The 23,075-nt window shown below is 55.6% G+C and carries 17 protein-coding genes; 8 read left to right on the forward strand and 9 right to left on the reverse strand.

From position 1 onward, the window contains the following. The first annotated feature begins 13 nt into the window (after window positions 1-13). Window positions 14-601 carry a YqgE/AlgH family protein gene (locus tag OLTU_RS06690; RefSeq protein ID WP_176736392.1) on the forward strand — a complete coding sequence of 196 codons (588 nt, stop codon included), beginning with the start codon at window positions 14-16 and terminating at the stop codon, window positions 599-601. Between the two features lie 7 nt (window positions 602-608). On the opposite strand, the gene OLTU_RS06695 is transcribed toward OLTU_RS06690, so the two are convergent. Continuing rightward, a complete protein-coding gene (locus OLTU_RS06695) occupies window positions 609-3,206 on the reverse strand; it encodes a Gldg family protein (RefSeq protein ID WP_141731979.1) in 2,598 nt (865 codons plus the stop codon). Further along, window positions 3,203-3,910 (reverse strand): ATP-binding cassette domain-containing protein, encoded by a 708-nt coding sequence (locus tag OLTU_RS06700; protein ID WP_176736393.1) that lies wholly within the window; start codon window positions 3,908-3,910, stop codon window positions 3,203-3,205. Before OLTU_RS06700 ends, OLTU_RS06695 begins: the two co-directional genes overlap by 4 nt. A gap of 476 nt (window positions 3,911-4,386) precedes the next feature. Between OLTU_RS06700 and OLTU_RS06705 the strand changes: the two genes are divergently transcribed. Continuing rightward, complete coding sequence (locus OLTU_RS06705) at window positions 4,387-5,484, forward strand: hypothetical protein (protein ID WP_141731981.1); 1,098 nt, start codon at window positions 4,387-4,389, stop codon at window positions 5,482-5,484. Between the two features lie 162 nt (window positions 5,485-5,646). Then, on the forward strand, window positions 5,647-6,210 hold the full coding sequence (locus OLTU_RS06710) for a hypothetical protein (protein ID WP_141731982.1): 564 nt from the start codon (window positions 5,647-5,649) through the stop codon (window positions 6,208-6,210). Between the two features lie 89 nt (window positions 6,211-6,299). Here OLTU_RS06710 and OLTU_RS06715 read toward each other — a convergent pair whose 3' ends face one another. The 6 genes from OLTU_RS06715 to OLTU_RS06740 form a co-directional block, all read right to left on the reverse strand. Continuing rightward, window positions 6,300-6,701, reverse strand: a complete 402-nt coding sequence (locus OLTU_RS06715; protein ID WP_141731983.1) for a hypothetical protein — start codon at window positions 6,699-6,701, stop codon at window positions 6,300-6,302. Between the two features lie 175 nt (window positions 6,702-6,876). After that, window positions 6,877-7,434 carry a sugar O-acetyltransferase gene (locus OLTU_RS06720; RefSeq protein WP_141731984.1) on the reverse strand — a complete coding sequence of 186 codons (558 nt, stop codon included), beginning with the start codon at window positions 7,432-7,434 and terminating at the stop codon, window positions 6,877-6,879. A 19-nt stretch (window positions 7,435-7,453) separates the two neighbouring features. Beyond that, window positions 7,454-8,548 carry a DNA topoisomerase IB gene (locus tag OLTU_RS06725; protein WP_176736394.1) on the reverse strand — a complete coding sequence of 365 codons (1,095 nt, stop codon included), beginning with the start codon at window positions 8,546-8,548 and terminating at the stop codon, window positions 7,454-7,456. Window positions 8,549-8,640: 92 nt separating this feature from the next. Then, window positions 8,641-12,810 carry a transglutaminase family protein gene (locus tag OLTU_RS06730; protein ID WP_141731986.1) on the reverse strand — a complete coding sequence of 1,390 codons (4,170 nt, stop codon included), beginning with the start codon at window positions 12,808-12,810 and terminating at the stop codon, window positions 8,641-8,643. 41 nt (window positions 12,811-12,851) lie between these two features. After that, a complete protein-coding gene (locus OLTU_RS06735; protein ID WP_141731987.1) occupies window positions 12,852-14,201 on the reverse strand; it encodes an MATE family efflux transporter in 1,350 nt (449 codons plus the stop codon). 12 nt (window positions 14,202-14,213) lie between these two features. Then, entirely contained in the window at window positions 14,214-15,158 is a 945-nt protein-coding gene (locus tag OLTU_RS06740) for an HAD family hydrolase (protein WP_218109887.1), read from the reverse strand. A gap of 213 nt (window positions 15,159-15,371) precedes the next feature. On the opposite strand from OLTU_RS06740, the gene OLTU_RS06745 reads away from it, so the two are divergent. Continuing rightward, window positions 15,372-16,910: a vanadium-dependent haloperoxidase gene (locus OLTU_RS06745; RefSeq protein ID WP_141731989.1), complete on the forward strand. Its 1,539-nt coding sequence runs from the start codon at window positions 15,372-15,374 to the stop codon at window positions 16,908-16,910. 3 nt (window positions 16,911-16,913) lie between these two features. On the opposite strand, the gene OLTU_RS06750 is transcribed toward OLTU_RS06745, so the two are convergent. Next, window positions 16,914-17,708, reverse strand: a complete 795-nt coding sequence (locus tag OLTU_RS06750; protein ID WP_245676859.1) for an ABC transporter ATP-binding protein — start codon at window positions 17,706-17,708, stop codon at window positions 16,914-16,916. Window positions 17,709-17,793: 85 nt separating this feature from the next. On the opposite strand from OLTU_RS06750, the gene OLTU_RS06755 reads away from it, so the two are divergent. The 4 genes from OLTU_RS06755 (at window position 17,794) to OLTU_RS06765 (ending at window position 23,074) form a co-directional block, all read left to right on the forward strand. Further along, a complete protein-coding gene (locus OLTU_RS06755) occupies window positions 17,794-18,531 on the forward strand; it encodes a uroporphyrinogen-III synthase (RefSeq protein ID WP_141731991.1) in 738 nt (245 codons plus the stop codon). 171 nt (window positions 18,532-18,702) lie between these two features. Beyond that, entirely contained in the window at window positions 18,703-21,189 is a 2,487-nt protein-coding gene (gene nirB / locus OLTU_RS06760; protein ID WP_176736396.1) for a nitrite reductase large subunit NirB, read from the forward strand. A 15-nt stretch (window positions 21,190-21,204) separates the two neighbouring features. Beyond that, window positions 21,205-21,558, forward strand: a complete 354-nt coding sequence (nirD, locus tag OLTU_RS31800) for a nitrite reductase small subunit NirD (RefSeq protein ID WP_176736397.1) — start codon at window positions 21,205-21,207, stop codon at window positions 21,556-21,558. Continuing rightward, complete coding sequence (locus tag OLTU_RS06765; RefSeq protein WP_141731992.1) at window positions 21,545-23,074, forward strand: DmsC/YnfH family molybdoenzyme membrane anchor subunit; 1,530 nt, start codon at window positions 21,545-21,547, stop codon at window positions 23,072-23,074. The genes nirD and OLTU_RS06765 overlap by 14 nt, the downstream gene beginning before the upstream one ends. Window position 23,075 lies beyond the last annotated feature (1 nt).

Raw genomic sequence — 23,075 nt, forward strand, 5'->3', positions numbered from 1 at the left:
AGGAGCGCCCTTGATGGCTCAGCAGTTGAATCTGCCCTCGCTCTTGATCGCATTGCCTGGGCTGATGGATCCTCATTTTGTAAAATCCGTGGTGCTTCTGATTCAGCATAATCCGGATGGGGCCCTGGGCTTCATCATCAACCGCCCCATGCCCATGTCCCTGCGCGATGTCGTCTTTCAAAACCGTTATCAAATTCCAAACCATGTGCCGGTCTGGATGGGCGGACCGATCGGCAGCAATCAAGGCCTTGTGATTCATAATCAAGGCGGCGACAGTGCGGCCACCACCGTTTCGGGTGACCTGCGGGTTTCCTCATCGGAGGAGGCTGTGGAAGGGCTCGTTCAGCATATCGAGCATGTGCAGGCGAACGGCTTGAAAAAGGGTGAAACCCTTTTGCCTTATCGCTTCGTCATTGGCTATTGCGGTTGGGGCGCCAAGCAGCTGGATATGGAGTTGAAATCAGGCCACTGGTATCAGAAGCCATTGGATGACCAGCTTCTGTTCAATACGCCCTCGCAGGAGATCTGGTCGCGTGCGATCGCGGATCTGGGTGTGCATCCTTTGGATATTGCGCCGACGATTCAATCCTACATGAACTGAATCGGGCTCAGGTCTGTTCCTTCAGGTGACGCTGGGCGCGACGGACTTCACGAACCTCGCGCAGCTTGCGTCGAAAACCCAAAGCGACAATCAAAATGGGCAGAAAGCCGAGATGCGCCGTCACGATCAAACGGCGGATGTTATCGGGCTGAAAGCGGGCTTTTTCGCGGACCAGGCGCCGTTCGGTCCAAAGTCCGGCTTCGGTTTCGCGCAGACGCCTGAGCTGCCTTTCCTGCTCCTTGGAGAGGATGCTCGCCGTGCTTTCCTCCTGCACCTGCAGGTCACCGATCTGTCTTTCGATATCAGCAATACGGGCCGAGAGTTTGTCCTCGGTTTCCAGCCAGGGCTGTCGCACCTGCTCCTCGTATTCCTCCAGACGCGTCAGAGACCGATGCACACTGCCGCCACTGCGGATGCTGATGAGATCGCGATTGCCACCCAAAAATTCCACCGCGTGAGTCAGAAGACTCAGATTGTCATTTCGCGGGCGGATCAGCATTTGACTCATGACCTGCAGTTTTTCCACGGCATGGGGATCCGCAAGAAAATCAGTATCCGCAAAGAGCACGATGCTGGTCGGCTGCTCGGTTTTTTCCCGATGCTGCACAATGGGGCTGTCGAACGGCTTTTCAGGGAAGGCCGTGGTCCAGTGACCTGACAGGATGCCGGCGATGGTGCGCATGGTGCCGTCGGGTTTCAGCTGCTGGGTCAGCTGCTGCGGTGACATGTAAGCGGCGGCCTCGGTGGAAAGAAGCCCGCTCTTGTCGGAACTTTGCACCAGGATTTCCCACTTGCGATTCGGCTGGGGCTTGATATCCAGCCAGCCTGGTTCGGGAAAGAGCAGCTGGTGAATGGTGCGAGTGATCTGATGCTGACGGTTGAGGTCCTTGTCGATCAGATTCACATGAAAGGGATTATTCGCCACTTTCTGCAGCGTCACCTGGCGTCCCGAACGCGCCGCGTCACCGACCATGCGGGTGGGATCAAAGTCCACGCCCCAGGCCGGGAAAAGGATCGGCAGCGTGCTGCTCATTTTCAGGGGATTGGATCCGCCGGGATTGTTATAGGACAGTTCGGTTTCGCAGAAGGGATCCACCGCGAGCACGAGATGGCCACCCCGCAGCACAAACTGATCGATGGCATATTCGGTCAGTTCGGAAATGGATTTGGGATGAATGACCATCAGCGAGGAAATGTTTTCCGGAATTTCCTTGACGTCAACGGGCAGACGGGTGATCTGATAGAAACCGCGCAGGGCTTCCACCACAGCCCAATCCGGACGCAGGCGGGGCCCCTCATCATCGCGTTCCGATACCATGGGAAGGGATGTGATCACGCCGAGGATGGGCTTGACGGTCTGGTTGAGTTTGACGAAGACTTCGGACAGTTCGTATTCGATCTGCGTTTCCTTGCGCGGATCAAAGTAGGGAATGCGCAGCGTTTTCTGACCCTGCGTGAAGACCGCGCCGAGATAAATGTCGCCCTTTGCCGTGCGCAGACCCTTCAAGCCTTCCCAGCGGGCTTCCGCCTCGAGGGACGTATCAGGACGCGGATCCAAAACTTCGAGCTTCATTTTCTTCGGCAGATAGGCCACGTACGCTTCGAGCAGCTCCTGGATGCGATGCCCGTGGATGCGCTGCAGAGGGTCCATCAAAGGATGCGAACGGGAGAAATAGAGCTTGATGGACACGGATTCATTCATGGCATTCAAAAGGGAGCGGCTTCCATCGGACAGGGAATAAAGCTTTTCGTCACTCAGATCAAAACGCATGAATGGTTTTTGCGTGAGTGCAACAAAGACCAGCCCCGCGATCAACCAAAGATCCATCAGCACCCAAAAGGCCCTGGGGGGAACATACTGTCCACGCAGGGAGAGGGTGCGCTGCTTTCTTTGCAAAAGAATCTGAGCGGCGAGCAGCCAGAGCGTGCCGCCGAAGAAAAAACTGAGGTTGCGATTGTCCACCACGCCGCGCTTCATCGTATCGAGATGCGAGAGGGGACTGATGCCATTCAGAACGTGGCCGTGAATCCAGGGAAACATGCGGGTGATTTGATCGACAAGATCGGGAGAACCCATCGCCTGCACGAGGGAAAGGACGATCATGCTGGCCAGCAATGCGGTGCCGATGCGCTTGAAAAGGCGCATGAAGAGTCCACTGAGGGCGAGCTGCCATACGCTGAAGCACCAGAGTCCGAGCAGCGAGGACAGCCACATGCCTTTATCGAGCGGACCCATCAGCATAACCGTCAGGGCCATGGGCACGGTTCCGAGAATCAGCACCAGACTGACAAGGCTGCCGGCGATGCATTGCGCGGTGATACGCTTGAGACCGCCGAGACCTGAGGATTGCAGCCACTGTTCATAGCCAGGACGCGCCTCGGCATGCCAGAGCTGGCTGGCCAGCAGCGGCATCAAAGCGGTGAAAAGCCAGGGCAGGACCTGCAGAGGTCCGCGCAGGCTGGCTTCGCCTGTTTCAAAAAAACGGGATCCAAAAAAGGTCCAGAGAGCAAAACAAAACAGCCACAGCGCCGCCCAGAGAGGCACAAAACGGATGCGGAAGATCGCCTGGCATTCCCGCAGAATGAGGGTCAAAAAGGTTTTCATATCCCTCCACCTTCGGCTGCGATATGCAACGCCGCCTGCATCTGCTGCGGTGTCTGCAATTGTTCGGAGGTGTAACTGTGCACGAGGCGCCCTTCATGCAGAACCAAAATACGTCCGCAGAGGGGAGCGAGGTCTTCCAGAACATGGCTGCTGATGATCCGAATGGAGTAAGGTGTCGGATCCTTCAGCCACTGCAGGAGTCGCTGTTTTTGCCAGCTGTCGCGCGGCTGCAAGGGTTCATCGAGCAGGAGGATTTTCGGTTCATGAATCAGAGCCTGAGCCACGCAGACCAGCTTCTGCAGACTCGGCGGCAGATAACCGAAACGCAGGTCCCAGCAGTCCTGCAGCTGAAATTTTTCATTCAGGTTTTGAGCCACGGAACGGGGATTGGTCAGACCGCGCAAGCTGGCTGCGAAATGCAGGATGTCGCGCACGCGCATGCCGGCCGGCAGGGCGAGTTTTTCCGGAACATAGGAAAGGACCTTTGTTACATAGGGGCGATCCACGACGGCATGACGATCATCAATGAGCACGCGTCCGGTGGTGGGCGTGAGAATGCCAGCCATCAAATGCATAAGTGTGGTCAGACCGGTTTTCGGACGACCCCATAGGCCCAGCGTCTCGCCGGGATGGATGGCCAGATTGAGCTCCTTGATGATTTCATCATGAGCGAAATCCTTGCGAAGATTCTGAATCTCGATCACGCCAGCTCCGAAGATGTGGTGAGGCCTTCTTACAGTTTAGAAGAGGGCCCCCAATGTCGGGAGGGCAGGAATTGCAGTCCTGGACACTGGGAATTTCAATCTCCTGCGAAGGGCTTGCGTGATTTGATACAATCCATTGATATAACAGATGAAAAATCTGACTTGTCAAACCCGAGCAGGGGGCCAAACCTGACTCGAAAAACACAACTATTTCTTTAATTGCTTGAAATTGCAACTGATTTCGGAAAAGCCAATCTCACGGGCAGCCCGGAAATGTTACCGCATCGGGGATACGGTAAGATTCGCCTGCATTTACGCTGACATCAATAAACAATAAAAGTCGTCTGTTAAACGATTTCTCAGTCGTGGCGCAGGTTTTGGAATGTGGCTTGCTAGAAGCACAGTATGGAATAAGCACAGGAACAACAGCGAGCCCCTGATCATGGGCCTTGAACCTGACACACAGGGAGTCGGTTATGAAATTCATGCAAGCTTTGGTGCCTTTCACACTCAGTCTGAGCGTTTGGGCCTGTAGTGATAAGTCTGCGTTCAAGAGCGGGGTGCCTGAACCGGACGCTCCGCAGGAGGTCGTGGCGGAAGTCGCGGAGGAAGGGACTATTATCGATGACGGGGCAGTCGATGAAGGCGCCTCGGGTACCGTTACCCTGCCTCAGATTGATTCGGCCGATTCCATCGGCTCGACGGCTCCTGCCACCGACGTCGACAGTGGGGCTTCCGCAGATGGAACGTCCAACAACGATGCTCTGGGGGCTTTGACGGACAAACACACGGTTTCGCTCAAGGTGGACGTTGTCTTTGCCATTGATACCAGTGCGAGTATGAATGATGAGATCGCCGCGACCCAGGCCAACCTTGGGCGCATGATCAGCCTTCTGAATTCGGGGCGCCTGGATTCGCGCATCCATCTGATGATGGATCAGCTGCTGACTCTGCCGGTGGGCGTCGATCCGGGTAAAATTGCCTTTATCGACGAGGGAGTGGGCTCGGAGGATGCCATCAGCCGTCTCACGGCTTTATTTGCCGGGACCTTTGACGGCAGCTATCGGGATGCTCAAGGTGCACCGCTCGCCACGCCTTTGCCATTCCGCAAGGATGCAAAGCTGGAGGTGGTTGTGATTTCCGATGACAACGGCGAGGGGAATGGGAACCTTGCCGCGGATTTTGATCCCATGAAGACCTTGAATGCCACCTTCAACGCGATCGTGGGTCTGCCGACTTCGGTGGAGAACAATGACTGTGAACTGTCCAATGTCGGTATGGAATATATTACGCTGAGTACAAGCACCAAAGGTTCGGCTCTGGATATCTGCAGCGTGGATTGGTCAAACCTCATCACGCGTCTATCCAACGATATCGTCAAACGCAGTGTGACTTTTGGCTTGAGCCAGAAGCCCAGCAATCCCAAGGCTGTGATCGTGACGCTCGATGGAAAGAAGCTGGCTCAAGCGGATTGGGCTTATGATGCTGCACAAAATGTTGTCACCATTCTCAAGACGGATCTGGTCAAGGATGGTTCCCAGGTCACGCTGAATTACAATCCTGCTCCAAATTAATTCATTTATAGAGTCCTAAACCCCGGGGGAGTCTCTCTCAATCCTGATATCAGGATTGGAGCAGGCTCCTCGTTTCATTTGGGGAATCCGCTCGAGCTGTACTTTTATTATGGGCTGTGGTGAACTGAGGGCGTTGGCAGGCACAAAAACCAAGGAGTATTTATGGATTTCTTCGTGACTGTTACGGGAGCCGTGATTGCCACCCTGGTGATGGCGGCTGTGATGTATACGCTGGTTTGGGATGGATTTCGCCATGGGGATATGATTCGGCTGCTGGGCACGGATGTGACAACGGATCCGAAGAAGTTCTTTACCATGGGAATGATAATGTACTTCGTGTCCGGCATGCTGCTTTCGTGGTTTTATTATAAGGCTTTGAGTTTTCTCAATTTTGATTCCGTGACCATATCGAGCGGCATTGGTGGTTTCATGGGGTTCGTGCAGGGATTTGTCATGATCAACTTCTACGTCACGGCCCTGGGATCACGCCATCCGAGCGAGTCCTACAATCGGAACTGGCTGCCCCTGTCCCTGGCTCATTGGTTTGGTCATATATTGTTTGGTGTTTCCCTGGGTAGCATCATCTCCGCGTTTCTGATCCATGGCCTTTCCGGTTTCTACGTCAGCGCGTTTGTGAATGTGCTCTTTATTGCGGGTGCGGTGCTGGCGGCGAAAAAAAGCCAGATCATTTCGACGATCCGGCACAGGCAGGAAAGTCATGTCTAGTTCAGGCAGGAGGGTTCCTGCCCTCCCAAGGCGGAAGTCGTCAGGCCATTGAGGTCGGGACGATTCCGCTGCACTGGTTAAGTTAATTCTTAGTCATCCGCCTCAGCGCCAGCGGCCTCGGCCCCTTCAGCCTCGTCCTCGGCTTCAGCGCCGACTTCGATTTCCACTTCACATTCCACTTCAAAGGGCTGACCTGATTTGATCAGGGCATCCAGAATTGCAGGATCCGCGCCAGGACATTTGTCCAGGGCTTTGGCCAGGGCATCACCCGCCGGGGTTGCGCTTTCGGTTCCATCGACGCTGGCTGAGGTACTGGTTGTACCGCTGGCATTGCCATCCACCTGGTCTGCGGAGGATTGGCTCGAAGCTGTATCAACCGCAGTTTGCTCAGCACCGACCAGATTGCTCTTGGAAACAGGGCGGGAGCTGAAAAGTCCGCCGCCACAAGCCGTTACGACCGAGGCTGTTAAAACCAGTGCAAAAAATTTCATGGGATTCTCCTAAAATTCGATTTGCCAACCATGGTTTCTTATGTCGGTCGAAAAGGGGAAAAACTTAAATTTTAATTTAAAACCAAATGAAATCATGATGTTGATAAAAGTTTCACCGAGCTGTCCAAGGTTTGGACAGAAAAGAGGGCGTGTGCAAAATTTTCACCGAAATGGGTCAATCCTGGAGCTCGCGGATGACCCGACAGGGGTTGCCAGCGGCGAAAACTCCGCCCGGAACGTCGCGTGTGACGACACTGCCGGCACCGATCACCGTCCGGGACCCGATGGTCACACCCGGGCAAATGATGGAACCGCCCCCGACCCACACATCCGAGCCGATTGTAACAGGGCGGGCAAACTCCTGCTGACGGCGCAGCTCAGCGTTCATAGGATGGGTGGCTGCATAAATCTGAACTGCCGGGCCGAAGAGGCAAACGTCACCGATCCGGACTTCGCAGACATCGAGGACCACACAGTTGAAGTTGAAGAAGACCCGATCACCCAGGTGGATGTTGAAACCATAGTCGCAGAAAAAAGGCGGCTGAATGCAGACGTCCGCGCCCATGGATCCGAGCAGACGTTTGAGCAGGGACAGACGATCACCCTGCTCCACTTCACGGGTGGCATTGTAAGCCTGAGTCAAATCCCGGGCCTCTTCGCGCAGGGCCACGAGCTCAGGATCCAGAGGTTGATAGAACTCACCGGCCAGCATTTTTTCGCGTTCGGTTCGCATGCCTTCCCTTTCCTGTGACCTAGGCCGCCTGGGCTTTGCGTTTGGAACAGCTTTGCAGGAGAGCCAGGAAAAACGCCTCGTCATCACGGAAACCTTTTTTCACAAAGCTGCTGGCCAGTCTCTCGTAGCGATCGGCGCAGCTGCGGTCGAGCTGGCCATCCATGTAAGCGGTGATCACCTGCGGATGCACATAACATTTCCGGCAGATGCTCACGGTATTGCGCAGGGCTCGCGCCACTTCACTGATGGCCGCTTTAATATTGCGCCGGCTGCTCGTCAGCGAGGTGGGCGGATCGTAATCACGGAGAACCCTGGCGGCCATGACCGATGCCGTCCAGGTTCGAAAATCCTTGGCGGTGAAGGCGCCACCGGTTGTTTCGCGGAGAAAGGCATTCACATCCGCGGAGCCAATGGGATGAGGCTGCCCTTTTTCGTCGAGGTATTGAAAGAGGATCTGTCCTGGCAGATCATGGCAGCGCGCGATGATACGGGCCATGCGTGCATCCCGCAGCTCGACGTTATGGGGCACACCGCTTTTTCCTTTAAAGGTGAACGTCACGCGACTGTTCGAAATCTCCACATGCTGCGTGCGTATCGTGGTCAGACCATAGGATTTATTCTGTTGTGCGTAGGATTCATTGCCAATACGGATCAGTGTGGTTTCCAGCAGCTGTACGATCGTGGCGACAATTTGGGGTTTGGAGAGCGCGGGCGCGCGCAGATTCTCCTGAATTTTGCGGCGCAAGCCCGGCAGCATATCGGCAAACTGCAGAATTCGGTGAAACTTGCTGCCATCACGCTGAGCCCGCCACCCGGGGTGGTAGCGATACTGCTTGCGGCCCTTTTCATCGAAGCCGGTGGCCTGAATATGGCTGCGGGCATCGGGTGAAATCCAGACGTCCTTCCACGCGGGTGGAATCATCAGGGCCTGAAAGCGTTTCTTGAGCTTCGGGCACTTGACCAGGCGACCTTTCATGTCCACATAGCAAAAGTTTTTACCCATCTTTCTTCGGGTATAACCGGCAACCGAAGGCGGGAGATAGCGAAGGCCAGCCAGATTTGCTTCATCTTCAGGACTCAGTTTTTTCAGACACCTTGCAGCTTTTGTCGGCATGGAAGTCTCCTGCTTCATACACCCGATCCACGATTGCAAGTCTTTTGCCAGCAAGGGTGCGATGGGTGTCAGCAGGAGACGCCCGGCCTGTTCTAACGGGTTTTCGATTCCCCTTTTTCGAGCTGCTGAATCTTCGCATGAAGCAGCGATTTCAAATCCGCTGTCTCAGGTTCCATCCTGATCTTCTTCAGACGCTTCAAGGCAGCTTCCTGCAGACCCAGCTTTTCAGCATTGATGGCCGTCACCAGATCATCCGCAGCGCCCAGATCACGATCTCCGAGCAGGCTTCGATACTGCATCTGGGTTGTGACGGCTTCATGGGTCATGCCGAGTTCAGCCTGAATGGAGGCGAGTGTATTCAGGTTGGCTACTGATTCCTTGGCCGCTTCGGTTGCATGCTGCGCGAGCTTGAGAGCTTCGTCATTGGACCGGCCGGTGGTGAAGTAAAACCAGGCGAAGTTGTTTTCGGTCAGGCCATTGGGTGAGGGCTTCTCCAGCCATTGATGGTAAACCTTTTCCGCACCTTTCTGATCACCGAGCAGACTTTTGATTTCAGCCAGCAGGCTCAGCCGCTCGTCGAACTCAGATTGCTCCAGTTTGGTCAGCAGCGGTTTGAACTGCTCCGCTTTGATATCGCCCGTGCGGGCCAGGGCCAGAAAGGTTTGCATCATGGCATAAGTCATGGGGCCTTTTTCACTGCGCGCCATCAGGCGTTGGAAAGCCTCCTCGGGTTTTTTCATGCTCACGAGACGGCCGGCGATCAGCACCTCGAGTATTTCCGCCTGCTCCGGTTTCAGTCCGGGTTTGGTCAGCTCGCGTTTCAGAATCTCCACGGTCTTTTCATTCAGGACATCCGGCGAATAAATCGCCGCCACCAGTTGCTGCTCGTGGGCCTTGCCTTTCAGGAGCGGCCGGAAATTACTGACGATACTGCGATAGTGGCGAGTTTCCGGACTCATTTTCGATTCATCCGTATTCACGCTCATGGACCGATCCAGTAGATCACCTAAAAGCTGCGCATAGTCCTGAGCCGTCTTGTCGTTTCCACTTTCATGGGCACGGAACCAAAGCACGCTCAGGACGCTGGGTGCATCGAGCCCAATAAAACGCCATACGCCCTGCTCTTTCACACCCAAAAGCCTGGGCTCAAAGCCTTCCTCCGGCTGCTCCGAGGCGAAGGGTGAAGCGGCAAAGACCTTGGTATTTCGCAGGATCAGGACCTGACCTTCCTGCAGTTTTTGCGCTGGATTCACATCATAGGCTGTGCTGGCGGAATCGATCAGGAAGTAGGGCGGAAGCGTGGGATCGGCGTGTGCACTATCGAGCCGTTTTTCCCATTCCACCTCTTCAAAGTATTTTTGATAGTCCGCATGCTGCCGGACGAAGGAAGGCACAAACTCCAGGCCTTCTTTCAGCGAGCTATCCGGCGACAGCATCGTGCAGATGTAATATCGCACGGACGTATTCAGGTCCGCATCCGGTTTGGGCTCCTCGGGGCAGGGCTTCATCAGAGCCAGGGCATCAGCAGCGCCCTTGGTTTGTGGCAGACGATCCCCGAGCAGGGAAAAGAGTTGCGAAGCCTCCTTATAGCGACGATCCTGCATCAATTCCTTGATCAGGCCCTGCATGCTCGCCGGACCTTCCTCGCGGCTCAGAAGCTTATCCAATTCCTTTTCAGCCTCTTCAGGATGCTGATTGCCAATCAGGGCGATCACGCGCCAGGCATCCACGACAGCCGGCAGCATGGTCTCCGGTGGACGGCGCAGCGCCTGGTCCATGGCAATCCACTGCCCGGTAAAGGTTAGATGCTGCAGATACGTGTTAAAAAATTCCTGATCCTCGGCCAGTGAACCCTTCATGGCTTTGGCAAAGGCTGCATCCGCTTTCGCTATATCCGCGCCACGACCATAACGGATGCCTTTGCTGTTATAGACCAGAAGCAAGGGCAGAGTTCGCAGGGCAAAACGATCCGCAGGATCGAGCTTCAGAGCCTGCTCATAGAGCCTTCGGGCTTCGGCGCAGTCCGATCCCTTGCTGCAGTCCTTTTGATTTTCGCCGCGGATGAAGAGTTCCGCCGCATGCAGGATGATGCGTTTTTCCTGGGGCTGGGCTTTCACAGCATCCCGCGCCAGCTGCTGGGCTTCCTCGAGCAGACCCACGCGATTCATCAGCTGGGCCAGAGTCAGACGATCCACCGGCTGGGCATCCTTGCCAGAAGCCACCTTGCGAGCGAGTTGCACGGCTTCGCGCAGCTGGCCTTGCTCGCTCAGGATAAAGGCCTTGGGTTTGATCGCCACCGTATAAAGTTTGTCATCCAGCACGCGCCCCAGCCCATCCGCATAGTCACGCGCCTCGGCCGCTGTCCATACCAGGGCGGGACCTGTGGCAAAGGCATAATGCAGTTCAAAGCAGGATGCCCCGCAGGATCGGGTTTTCAATGTGAAGGAGGCCGGTCCCAGTTCCAGGCGGGTGGGTTCAGGCCGGACGCTGATGTCCAGGTGCGGTGGCAGTTGAAATTGAAATACATAGTCACGCTGGAAGGGAAAGGAGAGCGTGACAGGGTGCTGGCGATTCTCCAGATATTTTTTCAGTTCGGCAATCTTCCCGCGCACATCCCGTTCATTGAGGGGATCGAGTGCTGAAGGCATGCCCGAAAACAGCTGATGGGGGAAGGCAAAGACCTGGGCGCCGGCGGGCCACACATCGACTGTGCCGACATTGGCAAAGTGTCCTTCCAAACGCATCGGTTTCGTAAAATCCTTATGATCGGACGCCTTTGCGCTTTCCAGCTCCGCATTTGGATCCACCGTCTGCTCGATTTCATTCATCAGCTCACTGGCGGATCCTGTGGCCAGGGAACGGCGGTAGAAGGTATCAAAAATGCCTTGGGCGTTCTCGGTGCGCACCATGCGGGCGGGACCCAGTCGGGAGAGTTTGAATGATTTGGTCATGCGAAGTTGATTGTCTTCCATTGTGTTGACGGGAGTCGTTCGCAGTTCCTTTCCCTCGGGTCCGATCAGCAGCGCCTTCTGTCCCGCCACGGCCGGCGGTAAAAGACCGGGTCGAAAAAAGTCGGCCGTGAGGTCCACCCAGGTCCAATTCTTATTCTGCTGGACCGCGAGGATCACATGATTGAACCGATCCAGGCCGGGCATATCATCGCTTTGCCGTGGATGCGGTGCCGCGTTCAGAAGAACCAGTCGGGAGTTGAATCCTGCTTCCTTCAGCATGGCCTGAGCCAGCGTTGCCTTGTCCTTCCCATCTCCATAGCCGCGTTCCAGGGTTTCATCCGGCGTTTGCGGTACGATCGAAGTCTCGCCAAAGGCGAGGCTGCTGTAACGAATTTCATTCTGGACGTGAAAGGTGATCGCCGCCAGCACATCAGCTGGTGTCTTCCGACCCTTTTTTAGTTTTTTCACCAGGGCCGGAATTTTTTTGCTCTGGCGGGCCTGCTGTTCCACAATGGTCTGATACTCGGACGCGGCCTGGGCCCAGCTTTCTGCGCTGGATAATTCAAGATGGCTGCTGGTCGCCTCATCAGGCAGGGCCAGTGGCTCAGGCATGGGCTCGGCTGCGATGCGTTCCCCCTTCAAGGTTATCTGGGGCCAGCCGGCAGCGGTTTTGCCTTCGGATTTTTCCAAATCCATCGCCTCGTCCCAGCGATAGCGCAGATTCTGTGAGGGATGCCAGGCGATGGTCATCTGCAGACGCTCCATCGGCTGGACCGAACGCAGAGGCACCTGATCATAGCGTCCCGCCTGGAAGCGGGCCTTGTGTTCGTGCTCGACGACCACAACTTCCAGAATGCTGCCAGGGACCAGCCCAGGCGGCAGCACTTTCAAAATAACCCCGAGCGAATATTCTCCCGTCTCGGATTCACCGGCCGGAGCCTCGACCACCGTGGCCTGATCCAGTGTCTGCACTTTGCCGTCAGGGCTGATCACGCGCGCCTGAATTTCAGGACGCGATTCATAATCCTTGCGCCAGGGCACGCTGAGATTGCTCCAGCGCTGGACATCATGATCATTGCGGATGGTGATGATACGATGAGTTCGCCGATGAAAGCGACCGGCTTCATCGAGTTCAATGTTCACTTCATGCAGAAGAATATGGCTGGTATCTTTATCGCGGTCTTGAGCGTCCTCGGCCCAATCCTGCAAGCGTTCCGGAGTTTCGGTCCATGGCGCTCTGCCGGAAACCTGAGCCAGACCGAGAGTGGAAAACGTCAGTAGCACAACAAGAAAAGGGAATCGAAGGCCCACGCTGCAGTTCTCCTTGCTATCAGTTCCCGCCTGAAGTCCCGTTATGTCAGGCGTTTTCTGAGAATAGCATAAGTATTAAAAACTGCGGTGAAAAAGAGACCCAAAGCCAACCCGACCCAAAGGCCCCAAAGACCTTTATCGAGCCAGAAACAAAGAGCGAATCCGGTTGGCAGACCGAGGCCCCAGTGAGCCAAAAGGTTGGCGTAAAGCGCGGTCTTCGTATCACCCAAACCGCGCAAGGCGCCGGCGGACACGACCTGGACACCATCAAAGATTTGAAAGAGCGAGCAGAGGAAGATGATGGAAACGCCCAGCTGAATCACAGCCGGGTCCTGGGTAAAAAGACGGAGCAACTGATTCGGTATGGCATATAAAATCAGCGCGGAGCTGGCCATCATCAGGGTGCCGATGACGATGCCGAGCCAGCTCGTGCGCAAGGCCTGAGGTCCATCCTTGCGCCCCATATGATAGCCAACGCGTGTGGCTGTCGCTGCGGAGAGACCAAGTGGAAACATAAAAGCAAAGGAGGCAATGTTCAAAACGATTTGATGCGTGGCGAGCATCTGAGCCCCGAGCCTTGCGATAAGAAGCGTCGTTAAGGAGAAGGCGCAGACCTCGAGGCCCATTTGCATCGAAGCCGGCAGGCCCAAGCGGAACAGACGCTGGTGCATGACCCTTTGAAATTGTTTCAAAAGCGGGCGCAGCCGCAGGGGATTCGGTCGATAATAGGGCCTCCGTTTCCAAACCTGAACAGTGTAAATGACTGCAGCCGTGACCGACACCGTGCGCACGATGAACGTCGCCCACGCGGCGCCTTCCGCGCCCATGGCCGGAAAACCCCAGCGGCCCTGGACAAAGGCCAGAGCAAAAACATAGTTGATCCCATTGCTCAGGATCATGATCAGGGTAAAGGGCAGCACGATTTCCATGCCCTGCCAGTAGCGTTGCAGAACCTGAAAGATCATCAAAGGCGGAAGACCATAGGCCATGGTGCGGAGAAAGGGTTGAGCGGCGGCTGCCACATCCGGCGTCGCACCGGTCCAATCCAGATGCGCGGCGATGAACAAAAGAAGCGGTGTGGCCACCAGGCAGAAAAGCAGAGCCTGCTGCAAGGCCGTAGCCAGACACTGCAGAGCCTGTTTCGGTTCCCGCGCTCCGTGGGATTGAGCCACGATGGGATCCATGGCTCCCAAATAGCCGATGCCGATCATGGCCACCGTATAGAAAATACTGTTGCCCGCAGCCACACCCGCCAGCGCGAGCGATGAATACTGACCGACGACCATGGTATCGACCAGACCCATCAGCATGTTGCCGACTTGAGTGAAAATAACAGGAACCGCGAGCCGCAGGAGCCGACCGGTCTCGCGTGGGGCTATTTCTTTTGTCATGTAAGGGTCTCTTTAAGGCGTCAGCAGTTTTTCAATCGCCGGGATCATATCAGCAAATGTTTCGAGGACGAAATCCGGCTGCGGCGTATCCTGACTGGCAGGATCCAGAGCCACATTCTTTGCCACATTGTTCTGTGGACTGAATTCCAGGAGCAGTTTTTTCGAAGCATCCTGTATCGCCGTTCCATAACGGGCCCAGCCGGTGTGAACGCCGAGACGTTTGCCAAGTCCCACATCCTTGCGCAGATTATCCCCCACCCAGAGGACATCCTTCAGATGGGATTCCATCTCAAAATCCATGAGGACGGTTTTCAAACCTTTCGTCCCCGGCTTTTCATAGTCATCCGGCAGCACACGAATGCGACCGGCAAAATCAAAGTTGCTCTTCTGCAGATGCTTCATCAGGATTTCGGGGTCCACTTTCACCTTCTGCGATTTGATATCCGCCGGAATACGTGGATCGGGCAGGCCGTAGACCGCATCAAAAAACGGCAGAAGGTGCAGCTTATTCAACTTCCACATGGCCACATAACGCGGCGCATCGGTGAGGGCAACCACGGGAATTTGGGGCCAGCGCTGCTTGATCGTTTGCATGGTTTCCATGACGCCGGCATAAGGCACCAGGGTTTTTTTCGCGGCCGCGTTGAAGGCCATGCGGCCGGGCTCCACCGCCTCGCGCAGCATGCGTTCGATGTCGCTGCCATAATATTGCATGACGGTGGGCAATTCCTGGACCAGGAACGGATACTCGATGGAACCTTCCTTTTCAAAGATGACCCGCGACTCATGGAATAACGTTTCCGGCGTGCTTCCTATGATGAAGGCCACCGTCCGGGCCAGAGCATCCATACAGGACACATAGTATTCAACCCAGTTGAACACGGTGTTGTCGATATCGAGCACAATGAGTTTGCCGGCTTTTTCCAAGGTGCTGCTCCCGTCCACAGGGCGAAGCACAGGCTTCGCTTTGGTGATTCACGCTGTTCTATACCAGATGGAGAAGGTTTTCCAAAAAAAGTTTTAAAAACCGGGGGCTTTAACCCAAAGGGCGGCGCGAATTCCAGCGGCCGGGGCTTTCCATCTCATATCAGGCACATGGGCAATTCCTTACATTGTGGCACCATGTCGATATGGGTATAATGATCACAAAAGAATCAAATCAGAGGTGATATGGTGAAACTCTTTTTGCGGAGCCTTTGGCTCATTGGCCTTCTCTGGGCAGGAACAGGATTGCGGGTGCAGGCTGCAGAATTGATTCATCAGGCCTCGCATCCAGAACCCACCGCGGCTTACAAGTGGCTGGATATTCTGCTTGAAACCAGCGCCCGTGAAGTCGATCGCGTCGGGGCACGGCCCACGATTTTGGCCCGTTCGATGGCGATCGTGGAGACGGCGATGTATGACGCCTGGGCGGCCTATGATGCCAAAGCCATCGGGACCCGTTTCGGCGATAAATTGCGTCGCCCTGAAAAGGAACGTACCCAAAAGAACAAGGAAACCGCCATCGCTTACGCGGCTTATCGCAGCCTGCTCGATCTCTATGGGGGGGATGATAAGGACTGGGTTCGCGAACAAATGAAAAAGATGGGTTACGATCCTGATAATAACAGCATGGATCGCACCAAACCGGAAGGCATTGGCAACGTGGCCGCCGCCGCTGTCATTGAATATCGTCGTCATGATGGTTCCAATCAGCACGGGGATGAAGCCGGCAGCAATGGCAAACCCTACTCTGACTACACCTACTATCGTTCCGTGAATAAGCCGAATGATGTGCAGAACCCAACCTATTGGATGCCCATTCCCTTCGTGGGCAAGGACGGCAAAACCTTTGCTCCCAACTTCCTGACCGCGCACTGGTATCGTGTGAAACCCTTTGCCCTGGAACGTGCCGATCAGTTCCGGTCCCCTCCTCCGCCTGAATGGGGTTCCAAGCAGCTGGCCAAGGAAGTGGAGGAATGCGCGGAAGTGAACGCCAACCTGAGTTTGGAGCAGAAGGCCATCGTGGAATTCATGCGTGATGGGCCGCGTTCCACGGGACAATCCGGTCACTGGCTGCGCTTTGCTCAGGATGTTTCGCGCCGTGATAAAAACGATCTGGATCGCGATGTGAAAATGTTCTTCGCCGTCGCCAACGTCGTGCATGATACCTTCGTTTCCAGCTGGGATACGAAACGCTACTACGATACCTCAAGACCCTACTGGTGGGTGCGTCAGCACTTTCCCAACAAGCATATTCTCGGTTGGAAGGGACCCGGCAAGGGCGTGGGCAAGATTCCAGGCAAGGAATGGCATCCCTATTCCCCCAGTATTTTCGTGACGCCGCCGTTTCCTGGCTATGTCTCGGGCCACGCCACGGCCAGCGCCGGTGCCGCTCGGACTCTCGAACTCTTCACCGGTTCGGACAAATTCGGAGCCGTGGCGATTCGCAAGGCGGGTGAGCTGACCGAAGACGCCTATCCCACCTCGCAGATGCAGGCCCGCAACGGCAAGCCCGCGAAGGACGTGCCTGAGTCCAAGGAAATCCGCCTGCCTTTGCCCACATTCAAGGCAACAGCAGAAATGGCTGCGATGTCCCGTCTCTGGGGCGGCTACCATATCCGCACGGATAATAATGAAGGTTTGATTATGGGCAAGAAGATTGCGGATTATTCCTGGCCGAAATACCAGGCTTATTTTGAAGGCAAAACCGCAGCGCTTGCTCACTAAGCTTTATTTCCAGTGCTGCCGGATGAATTCATCCGGCAGGCCCAATTCCCGCGCATACTCGATATCAATCCCGATCAGCCGCACACTGAGAAAGTGTTTCACCCAGTCGGTGGAATTCAGAATCAAATCCTTCCATGAGCCATCGGCCACGACCTCGCCCTCATCAATCAGAATCAAGCGTTCGGCAAAGCGTATGGCAATTTCCACGGACGAGGTGGCGACGAGTTGCGCTCCGTCATCCTTTCTCACGCCCAGCTCATGAATCATGTTTAAAATAATAGTCGAGGTGACAGGATCCAGACCTGAGGTGGGCTCATCAAAAATCGAGACGACAGGATCGGTGGCCAGGGCGCGGGCAATTCCAATACGCCTTTTCATACCGCCGGAGAGCTCATGCGGAAACATGCGACGTGTCCGGGTGAGTTTCACCGTTTTCAAAAGGGCATCGATACGCTGCGACATTTGCTCGGGACTCATATCGGTCATATGTTCCATGGCAAAGGTCAAATTTTCCTCAACCGTCATAAAATCGAAGAGGCCACCCTGCTGAAAAGCCATTCCTACTTTTCGCAGCGTTTCCTGCTTTTCCTTTTCACTCGCGGCCACCATATCGCGGTCCATGAACTGAACCGCGCCGCGATCCGGAGGCAGCAAACCCAGGAGTATCTTCAGAATCGTCGATTTTCCACAGCCACCTGGTCCCAAAAGACTGACCCGCTCTCCCGGCTTGATGTGAAAGCTGATGTTTTTCAAGACAGGGATCTTGTCGTATGATTTGGAAACGGCTTCAAGGGTCATCACGGGCGTCGGGCTCCTGCAGCGTCGCTTCGATTGTAGCCCAACCAGAGTCCGGTGAAAAGCGGAACACACGTAAGGGGACCACATGAAGAGGATCATCTGGACAAGACCAGCCGAGGATTGGGCGCAGGATCAGAAGATTGTGAAGCTCGATCTTCCTGTGCTACGCTTCCCAGTCACTAAACAGGTTTGCATACCTCCACAGCTGCCTCCCAAGCCCTGTGAGGTGGTGCTGCTGACGAGTCGCAAGGCAGCCGAGGGTTTTCTGGGTCAAACAGCGTCCATCCGGGATCAGCTGCATAAAGCCGAATTTGTGACCTTTGGCATGGAAACCTATAAATTTCTGGTCAGCCAGAATCTGAAGGCTCGTCTGATTCCTGTTCAGAACGGCAAGGATTTTGCGCACACCCTTGCGGCGGAAATGAAAAAAGGACCCGTCGTGTGGTTTCCGCGCCCCGCAGAGCCTGCTTTTGCCATCGGTGATCATCTGCGAGCCCACAATCTCGAAGTCCACGACATTGAAATGTACCGGACAGAACCGATCAAGCACTTCGAACCTGAGGCCATGAAGAAACTTTGCGGCGAACCTTCCGTCGTATGCTTCGCCAGTCCCAGCACCGTGAAAGCCTTCGTGGATCTCATCCGCAGCCAGGATGAAGCACGCTTTTACAAATTTACTGCGGTGGTCATCGGCGGCACGACGCTCACGTCTGCGCAGGGGTATTTCCCGGATGTCTTTCAGGCTGCACATCCTACGCTGCAGTCCCTTTGGGATAAGGCGCTGGAAATCGCCCGCCAGGAAACGACGCCCGGGAAGGAATGATGCGGGGCATTCTTTCCCGTTTATCAGAATTCCACACCGTTTGGTTTGATTTCGCCAGGAATCATCACCCGATCGTTCCTCTCTGTTCCTTCCGAATCTGAGCTTCGTCATTTCCTCGCGCCGCTTTTTTTTTCATAAGGAAAGTGAAAAAAAGCTGCCGAGGTCAATCCCATGAAGAAACAAAAATTACTGCTGGTCGGACTGGGCATGGTGGGGCATCGCTTCTGCGAACGCCTTTTGGATGAGGATCCGAACAGGACATGGCAGCTGACCGTGCTCGGTGAGGAACAGGTGCCACCCTATGATCGGGTGCATCTGAGTGAGCTGTTTTCAGGGAAATCCGCTACGGATTTGGAGCTGGCTCCGGCCGCCTGGTATCGGGACGCTGGCATTGATCTGCACCTTGGACAAAGGGTGATCGGCATCGATCGGGAACGCCGTGAGGTGATGACCGCTCAGGGCCAAACCTTTTCCTATGATCACCTCGTGCTCGCCACCGGCTCGGCTCCCTTTGTACCGCCGATTCCCGGCACGCAGCTGCCCGGTGTCTTTGTCTATCGAACCCTGGATGATCTGGCGGCCATTCAGCATTACAGTTCCCGCTGCCGCCGCGCTCTTGTCATCGGGGGCGGCCTTCTCGGACTGGAAGCGGCCAAGGCTCTTTATGATTTGGGCCTCGAAACGTCCGTCATGGAAGTCGCGGATCGCCTGATGCCGCGGCAGCTGGATGAACAGGGGGCCCTACTCTTAAAATCCAGCATCGAAGCGCTGGGTGTTCAGGTCTTCACCTCGCAGAAAATTCAAGGCATCGTGGGCAAGGATCGCGTGCAGGGACTTTCCCTGGCGAACGGAGGCGAGTTTCCAACCGATATGGTGGTGATATCCGCCGGCATTCGTCCACGGGATGAACTCGCGCGGGAGAGCGGCCTTGTGATGGGGACGCGTGGCGGCATCTGCATTGATACGCAGCTGCGGACCAATGATCCTTCCATTTCCGCCATCGGCGAATGTGCCCTTTATGAAGAGATGATCTATGGACTGGTGGCCCCTGGTTACCGTATGGCTGAAGCGCTGGCGCGGCAGCTCTGTGGGGGCACGGAGTCCTTTACCGGAGCGGATATGTCCACGCGTTTGAAAGTGCTGGGCATTGAAGTGGCGAGTATCGGTGATCCCTTTCTTTCCGGCCAAAATATAGGGTTTTGGACGAGCTGGGATGGGGATCGCGGGCTGTATCGCAAGCTCGTTTTTGACAAGGCCGGCCGGCGTCTGCGGGGAGCGATCCTGGTGGGTGATACGGCGCCTTATCCGACGATTTATGGTCTCTTCCAAAAAGGGGCGGCTGTTGATGAGCAGCCCGAGAAACATTTTGTCACCGGATCCTTGACGGCTGCGTTATCGGACACCTTGATCTGCAGCTGTGAAAATGTACCGAAGGGCGATATCGTATCGTGCATCGCCCAAGGCGCCCGCGATGTCAAAGCCATTCAAAAGAGTTGTCGGGCAGGAACCGGTTGCGGTTCCTGCCTCAGTCTCGTGAAGGATATCCTGCACGAGGAACTGGAAAAACTGGGGGAGGAGATCGACCGCTCTCTCTGCGAGCACTTTGCCTTCTCGCGCCCCGAGCTTTATCAGCTGATCAAGAGCACACGAATCAAAACCTTCGAGGACCTGCTCAGTCGCTATGGACGCTCCGGTCATGGCTGTGAGATTTGCAAACCCACAGTGGCCTCGATCCTGGCTTCGCTCTGGGGTGAATATGTGTTGAAGCCTGAAGTCGCCACCCTGCAGGATACCAATGATCGATTCCTGGCGAACATCCAGAAAAATGGCACCTATTCCGTGGTGCCGCGCATTCCCGCCGGCGAAATCACGCCCGCGAAGCTGATCATCATTGGACGGATCGCGGAAAAGTATCAGCTCTATACGAAAATCACCGGAGGTCAGCGGATCGATCTCTTTGGAGCGCGTCTCGAACAACTGCCGCTCATCTGGTCGGAATTGATTGCCGCCGGTTTTGAGAGCGGTCATGCGTATGGCAAATCCGTGCGTACCGTGAAATCCTGTGTGGGTTCCACCTGGTGCCGCTATGGTGTCCAGGATAGCGTGGCCATGGCCATTCTCATCGAGGAACGTTACAAAGGCATCCGTTCGCCGCACAAAATCAAGATGGCTGTTTCGGGCTGCGCGCGGGAATGTGCCGAAGCGCAAAGCAAGGATGTCGGCGTGATCGCCACCGAGAAGGGTTGGAATCTTTATGTGGGTGGCAACGGCGGGATGAAGCCCCGGCATGCCGATCTTCTGGCGGCGGATCTGGATGATGCGACGCTCATCCGCTTCATCGATCGCTTTCTGATTTATTACATTCGCACCGCGGATCGCTTGATGCGGACGTCCACCTGGATTGAAAAACTTCCGGGTGGGCTCGCGCATCTGAAAAAGGTGATCCTGGAGGATGCCTTTGGCATTGGGGCCGAGATGGAGGAGGAGATGGCTGCGCTCGTGGCCTCCTTCCAATGCGAATGGAAAACCACGTTGGAATCACCGGAACGCCTGAAGGAATTCCGCAGTTTTGTCAATAGCAACGAGCCGGATAACAGCATTCAGTTTACCCGGCAGCGCGGCCAGATTGCGCCGATTCCTGTCAGCGTTTCCCCTTGAAGCAAGGAGAGGATCATGTGGAGAGCCGTGTGTGATATTGAGGATGTTCCCGGAAATGGCGGGGCCTGTATCAAATGGGGTGAGAGGCAGATTGCCCTCTTTCGTTTTGCCAACGGCACGTCCTGGTATGCGATGGACAATCGCTGTCCGCATGATGGGCAGGCGGTCCTCGCCCGTGGCATCCTGGGTGACAGCGGAGGGGCTCCGAAAGTGGCCTGTCCTCTGCATAAGAACAGCTTTTGTCTCAAGGATGGCCGGCATCTTGGTGGTCATGAGGACTGGCGTCTCACCACCTATCGCGTGAAGGTGGAGGCCGGGCAGGTCTTTCTTGATCTGCCCGACAAGGAGGAGCACCGTGGTGCCAGCTGATCTGCAAAAAACGGTCAGCGAGCTTTTGCGCCAGCAGCAGGACACGTCGCTGCAGAGTGCGGTGACCATATTTGCCGAAAGGAAGGAATCCGGAACGGGCAAATACCAGAGTCTGATCCCTTTGTCCCGCCCCGGTCCGGGCCAGCAGTATCGCTTCGAAGTGGATCTCGACGCCTGCACCGGATGCAAGTCCTGTGTCACGGCCTGTCATACCATGAATGGTCTCGATCGCCAGGAAACCTGGAGGAAAGTCGGAACTCTGGAACAGACCGAGACCGGATCTCTGCCTTTCAGTCAAACCGTGACCAGCGCCTGTCATCACTGTCTCGAGCCGGCCTGCGCCCTTGGCTGTCCGGTGAAGGCTTATGAAAAGGATCCGGTGACCGGCATCGTCCGACATCTGGATGATCAGTGCATCGGTTGTCAGTATTGTATGATGATGTGCCCCTATGATGTCCCTGTTTACAACGCCCGCCTCGGCATCGTGCGCAAATGCGATATGTGTTCCGCGCGGCTCGCTCAGGGCGAAGCACCAGCCTGTGCGCAGGCCTGTCCCACGGATGCGATTCGCATAGGGATCGTGGAGCAGGCGGAACTTTCCGCTCAACCTTTTCTTCCTGCAGCTGCGGATCCGCATGTGACCGTGCCATCCACCCTTTATAAAAAACGGGACGGATTGCCCGAGGGACTGCGGGCCGCAAATCATTTTCAACTGCAAGCGGAAGCATCGCATCAGCCTTTGGTTTGGATGCTGCTCCTTTCCCAGGCCGGAGTGGGCCTCCTTCTGTGGCAGGCTCTTTCCCTGTCTTTGGAATGGCGCCCTTCCTTGTGGGCCACGCCCGTGGCCGTGGGCCTTGTGGCATTAGCCCTGGTTCTGGCCACGCTGCACCTGGGACGTCCTTTGAAAGCCTGGCGTTTCATGCTCGGTTTGAAAACGTCCTGGATGAGTCGGGAGATTTTGGCTTTTAACTTATTCATGATGTCCGCCGCCGTGGAATTTTGGGATCAAGGTTTTCATGCTCCTGGCTGGACACTGGGAAAATCTCTGCTGCTCGGCACAGGGCTGCTCGGTATCTTTTGCAGCGGCATGATTTATGTTGAAACCCGCCGGGCCACCTGGAGCCGCTTTCGCTGCTTCCTGCGTTTTGGAGGCAGCACGCTCCTTCTTGGGTTGTTCGGCCTTCTGCTGCTGGCCAGGAATGATCCGGTTATTGGACTGACCCTTTTGCTTCTGGTGGTGAAGTGTCTGCTCGAAGCGCGTGAACATTGGCCTCTGCGTCCCGGCTCTTCCCTGCCGCTTCGCGCTCTTCTTTTGCAATGGAAACTGCTGGGATCATGGACGCTGACACGGTGGATGGCGGCCTGGGTGTGTGCCAGCGCTTTGATCCTCGCTCTGGCTGGTGCGAGTCCCGCGTCCTGGCTTGTCCTCGCAGCGGCCGCCTGTTTTATCGGCGAATATTGTGAACGCTCGCTCTTTTTCCGCAGTGCCCTGTCGCGCGGAATGCCAGGTCTTTGAC

This window comes from Oligoflexus tunisiensis, assembly GCF_001748245.1.
Taxonomy (GTDB): Bacteria; Bdellovibrionota_B; Oligoflexia; order Oligoflexales; family Oligoflexaceae; genus Oligoflexus; species Oligoflexus tunisiensis.

Coding starts and splice junctions, on each gene's coding strand:
- OLTU_RS06715 (WP_141731983.1), bottom strand. CDS start 6,701: ATGAAATTTTTTGCACTGGTTTTAACAGCCTCGGTCGTAACGGCTTGT.
- OLTU_RS06755 (WP_141731991.1), top strand. CDS start 17,794: ATGAAGAGGATCATCTGGACAAGACCAGCCGAGGATTGGGCGCAGGAT.
- OLTU_RS06695 (WP_141731979.1), bottom strand. CDS start 3,206: ATGAAAACCTTTTTGACCCTCATTCTGCGGGAATGCCAGGCGATCTTC.
- OLTU_RS06690 (WP_176736392.1), top strand. CDS start 14: ATGGCTCAGCAGTTGAATCTGCCCTCGCTCTTGATCGCATTGCCTGGG.
- OLTU_RS06720 (WP_141731984.1), bottom strand. CDS start 7,434: ATGCGAACCGAACGCGAAAAAATGCTGGCCGGTGAGTTCTATCAACCT.
- nirB (WP_176736396.1), top strand. CDS start 18,703: ATGAAGAAACAAAAATTACTGCTGGTCGGACTGGGCATGGTGGGGCAT.
- nirD (WP_176736397.1), top strand. CDS start 21,205: ATGTGGAGAGCCGTGTGTGATATTGAGGATGTTCCCGGAAATGGCGGG.
- OLTU_RS06705 (WP_141731981.1), top strand. CDS start 4,387: ATGAAATTCATGCAAGCTTTGGTGCCTTTCACACTCAGTCTGAGCGTT.
- OLTU_RS06710 (WP_141731982.1), top strand. CDS start 5,647: ATGGATTTCTTCGTGACTGTTACGGGAGCCGTGATTGCCACCCTGGTG.
- OLTU_RS06735 (WP_141731987.1), bottom strand. CDS start 14,201: ATGACAAAAGAAATAGCCCCACGCGAGACCGGTCGGCTCCTGCGGCTC.
- OLTU_RS06750 (WP_245676859.1), bottom strand. CDS start 17,708: ATGACCCTTGAAGCCGTTTCCAAATCATACGACAAGATCCCTGTCTTG.
- OLTU_RS06745 (WP_141731989.1), top strand. CDS start 15,372: ATGGTGAAACTCTTTTTGCGGAGCCTTTGGCTCATTGGCCTTCTCTGG.
- OLTU_RS06725 (WP_176736394.1), bottom strand. CDS start 8,548: ATGCCGACAAAAGCTGCAAGGTGTCTGAAAAAACTGAGTCCTGAAGAT.